At 39.4% G+C, this 13,606-nt stretch carries 13 protein-coding genes; 2 read left to right on the forward strand and 11 right to left on the reverse strand.

What is annotated here, in order from left to right; all coding sequences use genetic code 11:
• Nucleotides 1-174: 174 nt before the first annotated feature.
• The 4 genes from FTU38_RS00200 to FTU38_RS00215 form a co-directional block, all read right to left on the reverse strand.
• Nucleotides 175-807 (reverse strand): hypothetical protein, encoded by a 633-nt coding sequence (locus FTU38_RS00200; protein ID WP_180110355.1) that lies wholly within the window; start codon nucleotides 805-807, stop codon nucleotides 175-177.
• Between the two features lie 460 nt (nucleotides 808-1,267).
• Nucleotides 1,268-2,200: an FAD-binding protein gene (locus FTU38_RS00205; RefSeq protein ID WP_180003338.1), complete on the reverse strand. Its 933-nt coding sequence runs from the start codon at nucleotides 2,198-2,200 to the stop codon at nucleotides 1,268-1,270.
• 18 nt (nucleotides 2,201-2,218) lie between these two features.
• Complete coding sequence (locus tag FTU38_RS00210; RefSeq protein WP_180003340.1) at nucleotides 2,219-2,971, reverse strand: electron transfer flavoprotein subunit beta/FixA family protein; 753 nt, start codon at nucleotides 2,969-2,971, stop codon at nucleotides 2,219-2,221.
• 526 nt (nucleotides 2,972-3,497) lie between these two features.
• Nucleotides 3,498-4,103, reverse strand: coding sequence for a LysE family translocator (locus tag FTU38_RS00215; RefSeq protein WP_180003342.1), 606 nt, complete (start codon nucleotides 4,101-4,103; stop codon nucleotides 3,498-3,500).
• Between the two features lie 113 nt (nucleotides 4,104-4,216).
• Here FTU38_RS00215 and FTU38_RS00220 point away from each other — a divergent pair, with 113 nt between their 5' ends.
• A complete protein-coding gene (locus tag FTU38_RS00220; RefSeq protein ID WP_180110356.1) occupies nucleotides 4,217-4,711 on the forward strand; it encodes an Lrp/AsnC family transcriptional regulator in 495 nt (164 codons plus the stop codon).
• A 453-nt stretch (nucleotides 4,712-5,164) separates the two neighbouring features.
• Here FTU38_RS00220 and FTU38_RS00225 read toward each other — a convergent pair whose 3' ends face one another.
• From FTU38_RS00225 to FTU38_RS00255, 7 genes are all read right to left on the reverse strand, one after another.
• Nucleotides 5,165-5,536, reverse strand: coding sequence for a hypothetical protein (locus tag FTU38_RS00225; RefSeq protein WP_218949190.1), 372 nt, complete (start codon nucleotides 5,534-5,536; stop codon nucleotides 5,165-5,167).
• Nucleotides 5,537-5,815: 279 nt separating this feature from the next.
• Nucleotides 5,816-6,739 carry a tyrosine recombinase XerC gene (locus tag FTU38_RS00230; protein ID WP_180003344.1) on the reverse strand — a complete coding sequence of 308 codons (924 nt, stop codon included), beginning with the start codon at nucleotides 6,737-6,739 and terminating at the stop codon, nucleotides 5,816-5,818.
• 71 nt (nucleotides 6,740-6,810) lie between these two features.
• Nucleotides 6,811-7,644 (reverse strand): enhanced serine sensitivity protein SseB C-terminal domain-containing protein, encoded by an 834-nt coding sequence (locus FTU38_RS00235; RefSeq protein WP_168378269.1) that lies wholly within the window; start codon nucleotides 7,642-7,644, stop codon nucleotides 6,811-6,813.
• 84 nt (nucleotides 7,645-7,728) lie between these two features.
• A complete protein-coding gene (dapF, locus tag FTU38_RS00240) occupies nucleotides 7,729-8,574 on the reverse strand; it encodes a diaminopimelate epimerase (RefSeq protein ID WP_111883917.1) in 846 nt (281 codons plus the stop codon).
• 13 nt (nucleotides 8,575-8,587) lie between these two features.
• Entirely contained in the window at nucleotides 8,588-9,832 is a 1,245-nt protein-coding gene (lysA, locus tag FTU38_RS00245) for a diaminopimelate decarboxylase (protein ID WP_180003346.1), read from the reverse strand.
• A 24-nt stretch (nucleotides 9,833-9,856) separates the two neighbouring features.
• Nucleotides 9,857-10,066: a lipoprotein gene (locus FTU38_RS00250; protein WP_372491094.1), complete on the reverse strand. Its 210-nt coding sequence runs from the start codon at nucleotides 10,064-10,066 to the stop codon at nucleotides 9,857-9,859.
• A 344-nt stretch (nucleotides 10,067-10,410) separates the two neighbouring features.
• On the reverse strand, nucleotides 10,411-11,814 hold the full coding sequence (locus FTU38_RS00255; protein ID WP_078192075.1) for an amino acid permease: 1,404 nt from the start codon (nucleotides 11,812-11,814) through the stop codon (nucleotides 10,411-10,413).
• 333 nt (nucleotides 11,815-12,147) lie between these two features.
• Between FTU38_RS00255 and FTU38_RS00260 the strand changes: the two genes are divergently transcribed.
• Nucleotides 12,148-13,503 carry a sodium:alanine symporter family protein gene (locus tag FTU38_RS00260; RefSeq protein ID WP_180003348.1) on the forward strand — a complete coding sequence of 452 codons (1,356 nt, stop codon included), beginning with the start codon at nucleotides 12,148-12,150 and terminating at the stop codon, nucleotides 13,501-13,503.
• Nucleotides 13,504-13,606 lie beyond the last annotated feature (103 nt).

Consider the following 13,606-nt stretch of genomic DNA (forward strand, 5'->3'; position numbering starts at 1 on the left):
AAAAACCCTGATTTTTGTGCCAATCATCTTGCACTAGAACCATGATTTTTTGTATTTATTTTAAGCATTTTGATTTTATTTGCTGTGAAAAAAACCTCTACGAATAGAGGTTGTTTAATGTTCAAAATATTTCTTTTCGAAGCTTCAAATTTAGCCCTATAAATGTGATAAAAATCACACTTTATGATATTGCATGACCTCTAATTCTTGAGGCACATGATCATGCTGCAACCATGGGTATGCTGTTAGAAACAAACCAAAAATAAGCGGAAATTCATAAACTTCTTCGATGAAATCTTTATAAGCCAAATCGTACAAAAATAAAAAACTAAGACTTCGACTATGCTCAACTGCATCAGAAATAAGTAAGCCCAATATCACCAAGCCCAATGGCCAAATTGGTAAAGCCAAGGTTTTTAGCTTACGTGCAATTTCTTGGCGTAAATACGGCGAAAACAGCATAAAGACGACAGGTGCAATCATGAATACCGAAATTAAACGAAAATACAGTTTAGGCACATCAGGAAAATAGTCACGCCCCCAACTAATACTACGACCAAATAGCAACAACCACCATGCAACAGCCCACAACCAAAATTGTTTCTTTCCATCTTGCATTTCAAGTGGTCGAATATAGAAAAAAGTAAAAATCGCAAAAAACAGCAATAACAATGCTTGGACCGATTCAACTGCTGTAACAGTCATTCCATCAAATAAAGGAAAAGAGATACTTTGTAAAACAGGAAAAAGTAAACAACAGATCATCAGCACCAATACACTGATTGGTAACTGAAAATCAAATTTCAAAGGGAGACTCCGCCTAAAGGCAAGTTCAATAAAAAAGCAATGTTAACACAAAATATACAATCCTTTAAGCTTGCTTTAAGTTTAAGGTTCAAACTTGAAGAATAGATTTTTATTGTTTTTTTAAATCTTTGTATTTTTTATAATTTTTTAATTTCCATCCTATTACTAAGCGATCACTCCTGCATACTTACCATTTAAGTTTCAACATACACATAGCTTACGCTACAGTAGTGTCTAATACTGACAATAAGAAATCATATCGTAAGAATATTGAAGTACGAAATTAAGAATCCACCAATCTCATAAATATGAAAAATAAAAGTGCAATGCATATTTATGTACATTCACGTATGGTTAATCGATTAAGCATGATCAAGAAGATCTACCAGACTATTCATTCCGCAATAAAAAAACGCTCCTAAGCCATCAGCTTAGGAGCGCCTTGAACTGTGTTCAGTAATTAGATTTTAGATACTAATTCTGGAACTACAGTGTTCAAGTCACCTACTAACCAGTAGTCAGCTACTGAGTTAATTGGCGCTTCTTCATCTTTGTTGATCGCAACGATCACTTTAGATTCTTTCATACCTGCCAAGTGCTGAATCGCACCTGAGATACCCACCGCGATGTACAAGTCAGGAGCAACGATTTTACCTGTTTGACCAACTTGCATATCGTTTGGTACGAAACCAGCATCAACTGCTGCACGAGATGCACCTTGAGCAGCACCAAGCTTGTCCGCTAATGGGTCAAGTACAGTGTGATAGTTTTCACCTGAACCAACACCACGACCGCCTGAAACAACAATACGCGCAGCTGTTAATTCTGGACGTTCAGATTTCACGATTTCTTCAGAAACGAAATTAGAAATACCAGCATCACCAGTAGATGCAACAGCTTCAACTGCAGCAGAGCCGCCTTCGCTTGCAACAGCATCAAATGCAGTACCACGAACAGTCGCAACTACAACAGACTCGCCAGACTCTACAGTTGCAATCGCGTTGCCTGCATAGATTGGACGTTTGAAAGTTTTAGGACCTTCAACAGCAATGATGTCAGTGATCATGCTTACGTCAAGTAGCGCAGCAGCACGTGGAAGTACGTTTTTGCCCGTTGTCGTAGAAGCAGCAAGGATGTGAGTGTAACCCGCACCGATAGAAGCAACTAATTTAGCAACGTTTTCAGCCAATTGATTAGCATAAGCAGCGTCGTCAGCAAGTAATACTTTGCTTACACCCGCAACTTTAGCTGCTTGGTCTGCAACTGCTTGAGCGCCTGAACCAGCTACTAATACAGTGATATCACCACCGATTTTTTGCGCTGCAGCAACAACATTAAGAGTTGCACCATTTAGTGCTTTGTTGTCGTGCTCAGCGATAACTAAAATACTCATGATTTTTATCCTTCTGTATTAGATCACTTTCGCTTCGTTTTTCAATTTATCTACAAGCTCGTCTACAGACTTCACTTGTATGCCCGCTTTACGTTCTGCAGGAGCTTCAACTTTAACAGTTTTAAGCTTAGTCGCAGGTGAAACGCCATAATCAGCAGGTGACTTAGTATCAAGCGGTTTTTTACGCGCTTTCATGATGTTTGGAAGAGCAGCATAACGTGGCTCATTCAAACGTAAGTCAGTTGTGATGATTGCAGGAAGTGCAAGTTCAACAGTTTGTAAACCACCGTCGATTTCACGAGTCACTTGTACTTTATCGCCTTCAACTTTAACTTCTGAAGCGAAAGTACCTTGGCCAGCACCTAAAAGCGCACCAAGCATCTGACCAACTTGGTTAGAGTCGTCATCAATTGCTTGTTTACCAAGAAGGATCAATTGAGGTTGTTCAGCGTCTACAACACCTTTTAGGATTTTTGCAACTTCAAGTGCACCTAACTGGCTGTCGTCAGCCTCAACAAGGATACCGCGGTCTGCACCAAGCGCCATAGAAGAACGGATTTGTTCTTGAGCTTCTTTAGGACCAATAGAAACAACAACGATTTCTGAAACAGTTCCTTTTTCTTTTAAACGAACCGCTTCTTCCACTGCGATTTCACAGAATGGGTTAATTGACATTTTAACGTTCGTTAAGTCAACACCACTGTTGTCCGGCTTAACGCGAACTTTAACGTTGGCATCAACCACACGTTTTACAGCAACAAGAGCCTTCATGTAATCCTCGGCTGTTTTAGCAAATGTAAATGTTGAGAAAAGTTATATTAACTCTTCACTTTAAATTTTTTAGGTGCCCTATCTTGCAATGTGTACGGCATTTCGGTCAAGTCACAATTATCGAAAGACCTGTAAAAAAGCGTAATTTCCTTGAACTTATCGTTCACATTTTTTAAAGAATGGTTCAGTTATCCAAAAAAACGCATTATTCAGTTATTTTTTAAGCATTGATTTTTATTATTTTTTTACTTGATTTAGCTCATCAAAAGATCTGATTTAATATCAATTTTCGATCAATCTTTCTGAAATAGAGCTTTCCCTCTACACATTCGGCAACATATCTAAACTTGTCATTTAAGATAGAAGCATAATGAATTTAGTGCTGATTTCACTTTTCTGAAGCTAATTGGCGTGTTTTTCTCCATTTATCATTCTTAATATCTGTCAAAAGTCAGCACATATAAAAAACCTTCGCTTTCACGAAGGTTTTAGTTAAGGCATTTATTTCTATTTACATTTGCTGTTTTTAATTGGCAATTAACCACGTCGCAGCAAGAGCCAATAAACCGCCTGATGTACCATCGATCCACTTTTGTTTGCGTTCATCAATTTCAGTTTTTTGTGTAATACGTGCAAAGACCACACTCAAACTACAATACACTACAAAAATTAGCCCAATAAAAATGAAGGACAAAATCAAACCTTGACTCACGGTACTCGCTGATTTATCGATAAATTGCGGCAAAATTGCAAAATATATCAACATTCCTTTCGGGTTCAGTAAAGCCGTAAAAAAGCCTTTTTTAATCGGGTTGGACGCTGACTTTTTCTCAATACTTAATTTTTTACTGCTAAATACTGAACGTAGCAAATGCGTTGCCAAATATAAAAGATAAGCAATCCCCAACCAGCGGATTATTTCAAAGAGTAGTGGAAATGACACGATAATCGCAGCAATACCCAATGCCACCAAAATCGAGTGAACCAAGTAACCTGAGCATACCCCCACTGTTGCCATCATGCCTGCTTTTGCATCCTTACCCATCACTTGTGACAGGATAAAAAGCATATCGGGTCCTGGTGTGAAAATAAGGGGAATTACCGTTAAGGCAAACAAAGCAAATACAGACATTTCAATTTTCCCTTTCTATGTCCTGAAAGTGAAATTAGTATGTTTGAATCGCTTTAAAATAGGATATCAAATATTCTATAATAGATATTATTTTTAGAATTATATTCTATTTTATGAAGACATCTTCTAAGTCAATTCTAGTTAAACTAGATCGTATTGATAAAAATATCATTCGCGCACTTCAAAATAATGGCCGCATGCAAAATAATGACTTAGCCAAGGAAATTGGACTCTCGCCTTCTTCTTGTTTACGTCGGGTCAAATTACTCGAAGAAGCAGGTGTGATTCAGAATTACACCACCGTGGTCGATCCACAAAAGATTGGCTTTCAATTGATTTTATTCTCTCGTATTTGGTTGACTGGGCAAGATGCTGAAACCATCGATACTTTTATCGAAGCGATGAAAGAACTTCCTCAAGTCATGGAGTGCTACATTATTTTGGGTGAGTGCGATGCAATGCTCAAAGTTGTAGTTCCTGACCTAGAAAGTTACCGTAAATTTCAGTCTACTCACTTAACCAAGAAAAATGGCATCACTAGTGTAAAGACTGATTTACCTAGCCAAATCATCAAACAAAGCTTCCAGTTACCGTTAGAATATTTGTAACCAAACAATTGATCTGCCAACGAGCAACTCAAGCATTAGAAACGACGAGGCTGATACTACAAGAATGACAACGTAGTAACGCAGTTATTCACAGCCTCGAATGCAAAAACCTAGCTATGCGGTATTTCATTATATTTTAAGCAAAGAAAAATAATGATTTGCGGCAAATGAACGAACACAATCTAAGGAGCCTTTGAGCTTAATTTCTTAAACAAGAATACGACTGATTGGATTTACAGGCTCTCGCTATCAAAACTGAGCGAATTGATTACTAAGCAGCGAAACGGATTGGCATTTAGAAATTTTTGTTTAGGCAACTAAGCTATGCAAAGAAGATCAATACTCTAACGCGCTGCACAAAAGCAAATCAAGATGTCATGCTGTAAGTAATATAAGGGCTAAACATCCAAATCCAATGAAGATAGCCCATGAGTTGTATATTTTCCGGATAGTTTAGGCTGGCTGATTTTCCAAAAAGTCACGATGGATGTGGCTTAGGTCAATAAGTTCATATTGTGCCAAATCAAAAATACGCCAAATGGTGAGGGCATCTTCTTTACTGTCAAATTTAGCAGTTGCTTTATTGGTAAGCTGCCATTGTTTATCCGAAATCCAAATAAAGTATTGGCCCGTCGCCGCATTAAACGCCTGAACTTTACCATCGGCATTAATCCCTTGTAGCTGCGCACCTTCAGGCAATACAGCTTCTACTTCAGGCAAACTGATTTCAACAAAGTGTTTGATCTGGCGTAAGCCGTATCCTGCAAAAATTTCTTTTTGCTGACCATTTAACTGGTCATATTTTTCTTGAATATCTGAAATCATGGTATGGCCTATATATTTTTAACGGTACAGCAATTTAGTAAATGGCGAATTTCACTTCGGCACTTACGTCAATTCAATAATGGACAATTTTTATACCCGATAATTTGAATTTTTATAATGCGACAATAGTTCAAAATGTCGGTCAATTTTACCAATATTTTTTCACATCCTTATTTAATTTTCATGAAGTAGACCACTTTAGGATGCAAAATGTGAAATCTAGCCTGTGAATTTAAGCAAAATTTAGACCACTGAGTACCAAAGTCGTTTTTGCAATTGTTACGAATCTTTATGCTGTGCCCTTGGATGGGCCTGATCATACACTTGTGCCAATCGATCAAAATCCACATGGGTATAAATTTGTGTAGTGGTTAAATTACTATGACCCAACATTTCTTGTACAGCACGCAAGTCACCGCTATTGGACAACATATGGCTAGCGAAGCAATGTCGTAATAAATGCGGATGTAAATCGACATTTACACCTGCACGTCGAGCTTGAAATTTAACTCGATTTTCTATTTGTCTTACCCCCAGTGGATTACCTTTTTGAGTGATAAAAACTTGGGCTTCTGGGACAAAATCACCATGCCATGCAGGATATAATTGCAACCAATGCATCACAGCCTCTTTGGCTTTAGAACCAAAAGGTACAATGCGCGTTTTATTCCCTTTACCCGTAATACGTAACAGTTGGCGATTAAAATCAATATCTCGAATGGTTAAGCCCTGCACTTCAGCCAAACGTAAACCACTTGAATAGAGCAGCTCCAAAATCGCTTTATCACGTATCCAAAGCTGCCGTTGAGTTTCACTTTCCGGCTCAGGCTGTTCCATGATTTGTTTAATGGTTTCAATATCGACCAATCCAGGTAAAGGACGTGATTGGCGTTTGAGCTGAAAATCATCTGCAGGATTAAAATTGAGATAATTTCCTTGTTCTGCCCATTTCATAAATTGGCGTATCGAAGATAACATGCGCTGCAAACTACTTGGACTGAGCTGAAACTGTTCCACTTTATGAGCAACAAATTCACGCAGATCTGACTTTTCGACATCATGCAGTGGCAAGTTGCGTATTGTACAAAATTGGAGAAAATCACTGACATCGCGCTCATACGCTTGCAAGGTATGTTTAGACTGATTTTGAATTTCACGTTCCTTCAACCACATAGTCAGTAGTTGACTCTGATCCATCGTCATCTGTCTTCTCCCATTTCAACATGTGCTTTAGCGTTGCAGTACGTTCACTAAAGCGATTTTACATATCTATTTTATGAAAAGAGTCTAGCAAAGAACCCCTTAGGCTTACCATCAACACGTTGGTAAAAAGCTTGCGTTTCATTAAGCAAATACCCTTCTACACCATCCACACTGTGCGGATTGACATGGATCAGATCCACTGGGCATTGCTCTTTTAAACTATCCTGTGTGATACGACCAATTTTACTGTGCAATTCTTGAATTTGTTGTTCAGATAATCCTGCTTCTAAATCTAATCCGATCAACAAAGTCGGTGAATCATCTCGAGCTTGATTCAGCATTTGCGCTAAATAAGCAGCTTTTACCACACGCTCTGTGCCGAAAAAAATGCTTAATTGATCAATCATAAACTGCGGATATTCCGCCGGCTGACCAATTAAAACTTCCGTATCTTCCGTAACTTCATAGTTTTCTGAGGGCTGAATATACTGCCCGTTCAGCAAATGTTGAATTTCTTCTGGTACAAAGTCCTTCGTCGCATCAGGTGATTGTGGATTCAATACAAGCCTTGCTCCTAAAGTCATTTCAAATAATGCCTTGGTTGGTAGCCGGATATACGACTCCTCTTCAGATATTGCTAAACGCATTTTTTCCAAGGACGTAAAAAATGGAATGACGCAATCATATGTTTCATCTTCCCATGATTTCAATTGAATACGGTCGCCTTCATCCAAGATCAAATCTTCGGCAATACGTGAATCACGTCCCCCTGTTGTTCCCACACAATACACATTGGCTGCCAATAACTGAGCTAAAAATTCGGGTCGATACGCGGGTTCATGTAAGGCTTTATGAAAAAGTTGTTCTAAGATTTCTTCTTTTATTTCTTCGTTTATTTGTTCCATGTTGATTCCAATCCAATTGAATTATAATTTTTTATTCACTTTTTATTTTATGAAAAAAGCCCTGAATGAATCAGGGCTTTGATTTTAACCTTGGAAGTAACTTAAATCTAAGCGTCCTTCGTAAACTGTTGCAGTTGGTCCAGTCATCCAAACCACACCACCTTCTTGCCACTCAATTTGCAGCTTACCACCTGCCAACTCTATTTCGACCGAATTAGCTAATAAACCACGACGCATACCTGATACTGCCGCTGCACAAGCACCTGTACCACAGGCCATAGTTTCACCGACACCACGTTCAAATACACGTAAGCGTGCATGTTTCTCGTCCACAATTTGCATAAAACCTGCATTTACACGCTGTGGAAAACGCTCATGCGATTCGACTTGTGGACCAATTTTAGCAACGTCTGCGGTAATAACATCAGGAACGATCGTCACTGCATGCGGATTACCCATACTCACCACATCAATGGTGAGTTGTTCATTATTCGCCAATGCAATGTCGTATAAGTTTTCAGGCTCTTCCGCAATAAATGGAATTTCATGCGGCAAAAAGCGTGGATAACCCATGTTGACGCGCACCCAACCATTCGCACCTAATTCAGGCTCTACGATACCTGACTTGGTTTGTACTTTGATTTTGGTTTTGCTGGTCAACTTACGTTCATGCACAAAGCGCGCAAAACAACGTACGCCATTACCGCATTGTTCAACTTCCGAACCATCTGCATTAAAAATACGATATTTAAAATCGACATTAGGCAAATCAGGTGGCTCTACAATCAAAAGCTGATCAAAACCAATACCAAAATGACGGTCAGCCAAACGCTGAATCGTCACTGTATCTAAATAAGCCCGTTGGCTAATTAGATCGACCACCATAAAGTCATTGCCAAGGCCATGCATTTTGGTAAATTCTAATAACATCTCGAATTTCTCCTTAAGGCAATAAACGTTCACGTTCCCATAAGGATTCGATGGTTTCACGCTCACGAATCAAATGAGACTGATCACCATCAACCATCACTTCAGCAGCACGTCCGCGGCTGTTGTAGTTTGAGCTCATGACAAAACCATAAGCACCCGCACCCAATACTGCAAGCACATCATTTTCTTGAATCGCCAAATGACGTTGCTTTCCGAGGAAATCTCCGGTTTCACAAATCGCACCAACAACATCCCAGTCTTTCTTTTCTGTATCAGTACGAGGCGTTACTTCCTGAATATCCATCCATGCTTCATATAAAGCGGGACGGATTAAGTCGTTCATAGCAGCATCAATAATGGCAAAATTACGATGATTGGTCGGTTTGAGTAAATCAACTTTGGTTAACAACACACCTGCATTTGCAGAAATACTACGCCCCGGCTCCATATATACCTTAAGGCCTAATTTTTCTAAAGCCGGACGCATTGCCTGAGCATATTCTTCAACAGTTGGCGGAACTTCGTCTTTGTAAGTCACGCCTAAACCACCACCAATATCGATGTGTTTTAGATGAATACCCATCTCTTTCAGTTGATTGATCATTACAATGACACGATCAAGTGCATCAACAAAAGGCTGAGTTTCAGTCAACTGTGAGCCGATATGACAATCAATCCCGATAATCTCAAGATTTGGCAATGATGCCGCATACGCATAAGTTTCAAAAACGCTGTCTGAAGGAATACCGAATTTATTTTCTTTTAAACCCGTAGAGATATAAGGATGGGTTTTAGCATCCACATCTGGATTTACACGCAATGAAATCGGTGCTTTCTTACCCATTGCAGCAGCAACTTTTTGGATTCGATCCAACTCTGCATGTGATTCAACGTTAAAACATGCAATACCCACGTCCAATGCTTTTTGGATATCGGCTTCAGTTTTACCCAAACCTGAGAATACAATTTTAGAAGCTTCACCACCGGCTTTTAACACACGTGCGAGTTCTCCACCCGTCACGATATCAAAACCAGCGCCCTGCTTGGCAAGTACGTTTAACACCGCAAGATTAGAGTTTGACTTTACCGCAAAACAAATTTGATGGTCGATAAAGCTAAATGCACGATCCATATCTGAATAATGCTTTTCAAAAGTAGCTTTTGAATAAACATAAAGCGGTGTGCCATATTGCTGTGCAAGCTGTTGTAAAGAACATTGCTCTGCATGCAATACCCCATTCGTACGGGTGAAACTCATGAAAGTATCCTTTCTATAAAAGCATTAAGGTGTAGGGTTAGAATTTGAAGATTCCGATTCAGTTGCAACAGGAGCCGCTTGTTTTTCCTGCTTTTGCTGTGCAGGCGTATCTGGATAAATCAGATATTTTGCGCGCTTATCTGCATTTGCATCTGAAGGTAAATGCAATGCACCAGACTGACCACAAGCGGTCAGCAGCACAGCACTTGCTAATACAATAATTTTATAATTCATAAAACGATACATAAACGTACCTAATGAAAAGATTTTTCCGAGTATAACGTGATCAACCCGCGGATAAAAGAAAAGCCCTGTAATTCCAAGTGAGCTTTTTGCCATTCTGCACTAAATTTAAGCAAAATTTGATGGTGCTGTTTTCAATCCTTATTTGTCTTTATTTCTAGCTCGATCAGGCTATTGATTTCACTGAAATAGCATATCAATTTGAATGCTGTTTAATACAAATCGAAACGCTAATAAACAGTCTGTTTTAACTTAAAATAAGTCCATATCCAAATAAAAAAGCTGCCCCCTCAGGAGCAGCTTTTTATGTTTTTACATCAGATTAAAAATGTAAATTAATGGTGCTTTTTCTTATAAAAACCGAAATAGCCAATAATCAATATGATGAACCAAATCGGGCTCACCATGAGCGCTTTCATGGTATCTGCTTCTAGCGACAAGACATAAATCATGCCGATGAAGAAGATAATCACGAGCCAACAGGTATATAAACCACCCGGTAGTTTAAAGGTTGATTTCGCATGCAACTCAGGACGAGTTTTATAGTAAACGATATAACTCCAGATAATCATGAGCCATACGCAGATAAATAAAATCGTCGACAGTGTAGTTGCTAAAGTGAAGGCTTCAACCGTGTTCGGTACGAAATACTGTAATGCCGCACCCAACAGTAAACAAACTGCCGAGAAATACAACGCATTTGCCGGAACTGCACGTGAGTTTAGACGGCCAAACGCTTTTGGACCTTGCTCTTCACGAGATAAACCAAACAACATACGTGAAGTCGAGAACACACCACTATTCATCGATGACATAACTGATGACAACACAACCAAGTTCATAATAATCGCAGCAGCAGCAATACCGGCTTGGCTAAACAAGTTCACGAATGGTGAAATGCTTGGGTCAATGGCATTCCATGGCGTAACGGACATCACAATCACAAGTGCCAGCACATAGAAAATAATGATACGAATCGGAATCGAGTTCACAGCTTTAGGCAAGTTGTGTTCTGGATCTTTGGTTTCTGCTGCCGTAGTACCCACGAGTTCTACGCCGACAAAGGCAAAAATGGCGATTTGGAAACCTGCCAAGAAGCCAGTTACTCCTGTTGGGAATAGACCACCATGTGACCATAAATGTGTGAATGATGCGATTTCACCTGTCGATGAGGTAAAACCGGTAAAGATCATCCAAAGACCGACACCAATGAGCACCACGATTGCAATAATCTTAATCAGTGCAAACCAAAACTCTAATTCACCAAAAAGTTTAACCGTAACAAGGTTTAAACCCATGATAAAAACAATGGCGGCAACACTGATCATCACCCCTTCTTCGGGCGAGAACGGGTTACCTCCATTAAAGAATTGCAGGTAATAAATGATGGCCGATAAATCAGCAATCCCTATAGTGATCCAGCACAGCCAATAGGTCCAACCCACAAAATAGCCTGCCCACGGGCCGATTAAGTCGGTTGCAAAATCGATAAAAGATTTATATTCAAGATTTGATAGTAATAACTCGCCTAATGCACGCATGACGAGGAAAACCATAAAACCAATAATCATATAGATAATAAGGATGGACGGACCAGCTAAACTGATGGTCTTTCCTGACCCCATAAATAAACCTGTACCAATCGCACCACCAATCGCAATCAATTGCAGGTGTCGGTTGGACAAGCTTCGTTTCAAATCGCCGCTATCAGCGTGCGATCCATGAATTTCATTTGACATTATTTAATTCAACTTCGCGTTCCAATTGCGACAAATTAACGTAAAAATTTCAGAAAATACAAAATTATTTCTCATCATCTATATTTTCGGATTAAGTGACAAAGTTAATTTATTTTTCTTATATATAAAAATCTTAACCTCTATCCCAAATTCAAAGCGACAAACAAAACAACAATTTACTTGTAAAAACTTCAATTCTATGCAAAAAATATTTTCCCAACGATAAAAAATTTATGCCAAAAATCATGGAAGTTTCTAACAATGGCATATCAATTGCTACAGATATCAAAAATGTAGCATTCACTCACTCAGGGCCGATAAGAAGAAGATACTATGCAAGAAATTCAAAATATCATGGAAACACTCAGTGGATGGGTCTGGGGCCCATACATGTTGGTCCTCATTGTTGGAACAGGTGTATTCCTCACCTTCCGTTTACTATTCTGGCAATTCCGCATGTTGCCTTTAGCATTTAAACAAGTGTTTGGAAGGCATGAACATGCCAAATCACATGAAGGCGATATTTCACATTTTGCCTCACTTATGACCGCACTTTCAGCCACCATTGGTACAGGTAATATTGCCGGTGTAGCCACCGCTTGTGTGCTCGGTGGTCCGGGCGCAGTGTTTTGGATGTGGATGACAGCCCTCTTTGGTATGGCAACCAAATATGGTGAAGGCGTACTCGCAGTCAAATATCGCGTAAAAAATGAAAATGGCGAAATGAGCGGCGGTCCAATGTACTACATTGAACGTGGACTGAAGTGGAAATGGCTCGCTGTCATTTTTGCCCTCTTTGGTACTTTAGCCTCTTTCGGCATTGGCAGTTCAGTACAGTCCAATACGGTTGCCCTCGCTGTTGAAAATAGTCTCGGACTTGAAACGTGGATTACAGGTATTGTTATTACTATTCTGTCTGCTTTAGTAATTCTCGGCGGAATTAAATCCATCTCTAAAGCATCCTCTTATATCGTACCTATTATGGCTGTCGGTTATGTATTGGGTGGACTAATCATCATTTTAAATAATCTTGAATTGGTCATTCCTTCTCTCAAATTAATCTTTACCTATGCATTTACTGGCGAAGCTGCGGCAGGTGGTGCGATTGGTGCGGCTATTCGTTATGGTGTTGCCCGTGGTGTTTTCTCTAACGAAGCAGGTATGGGTTCTGCACCTATTGCCGCGGCTGCTGCGAAAACGGATCACCCTGCACGTCAAGGTTTAGTTTCAATGACAGGTACATTTATCGATACGATTATCGTGTGTTCTATCACCGGGATTGTTTTGGTCATGGGCTTTATTATGGCAGGCAACAGTTTTGGCGACCAAACTGGTGCAGTTTTAACTATCAGCGTATTTGATAAATTATTACCGGGTTTTGGCGGCTTGATCGTCACCTTCGGGATTATTTTCTTTGCATACTCAACCATTTTAGGTTGGAGTTACTATGGTGAAAAATGCTGTACTTACTTACTTGGTGAAAAGTTTGTCTTGATTTACCGTTTGATTTACATCGCTTCAGTCTTTGTAGGCTGTGTGGCGACTCTTGATCTTGTGTGGTTATTTGCCGATACCTTTAACGGTTTGATGGCTGTACCAAACTTAATTGCGCTGTTGTTACTTTCTGGTGTTATTGCCAAAGAATCGAAAGATTTTATTGCACGTCGTAAATCAGGTGAACTGTACTAATCCTTTCACGCTACTAAACAAAAAGCCACGTGAATTCACGTGGCTTTTTTATTCGGACTGATAATCGATATTTACTTATTGAATCGTACCGATTTGACCATCA

The organism is Acinetobacter sp. YH12098, from assembly GCF_013419235.1.
Classification (GTDB): domain Bacteria; phylum Pseudomonadota; class Gammaproteobacteria; order Pseudomonadales; family Moraxellaceae; genus Acinetobacter; species Acinetobacter amyesii.

Coding starts and splice junctions, on each gene's coding strand:
- FTU38_RS00205 (WP_180003338.1), bottom strand. CDS start 2,200: ATGAGTATTTTAGTTATCGCTGAGCACGACAACAAAGCACTAAATGGT.
- FTU38_RS00210 (WP_180003340.1), bottom strand. CDS start 2,971: ATGAAGGCTCTTGTTGCTGTAAAACGTGTGGTTGATGCCAACGTTAAA.
- FTU38_RS00215 (WP_180003342.1), bottom strand. CDS start 4,103: ATGTCTGTATTTGCTTTGTTTGCCTTAACGGTAATTCCCCTTATTTTC.
- FTU38_RS00220 (WP_180110356.1), top strand. CDS start 4,217: ATGAAGACATCTTCTAAGTCAATTCTAGTTAAACTAGATCGTATTGAT.
- FTU38_RS00225 (WP_218949190.1), bottom strand. CDS start 5,536: ATGATTTCAGATATTCAAGAAAAATATGACCAGTTAAATGGTCAGCAA.
- FTU38_RS00230 (WP_180003344.1), bottom strand. CDS start 6,739: ATGACGATGGATCAGAGTCAACTACTGACTATGTGGTTGAAGGAACGT.
- FTU38_RS00235 (WP_168378269.1), bottom strand. CDS start 7,644: ATGGAACAAATAAACGAAGAAATAAAAGAAGAAATCTTAGAACAACTT.
- dapF (WP_111883917.1), bottom strand. CDS start 8,574: ATGTTATTAGAATTTACCAAAATGCATGGCCTTGGCAATGACTTTATG.
- lysA (WP_180003346.1), bottom strand. CDS start 9,832: ATGAGTTTCACCCGTACGAATGGGGTATTGCATGCAGAGCAATGTTCT.
- FTU38_RS00250 (WP_372491094.1), bottom strand. CDS start 10,066: ATGAATTATAAAATTATTGTATTAGCAAGTGCTGTGCTGCTGACCGCT.
- FTU38_RS00255 (WP_078192075.1), bottom strand. CDS start 11,814: ATGTCAAATGAAATTCATGGATCGCACGCTGATAGCGGCGATTTGAAA.
- FTU38_RS00260 (WP_180003348.1), top strand. CDS start 12,148: ATGCAAGAAATTCAAAATATCATGGAAACACTCAGTGGATGGGTCTGG.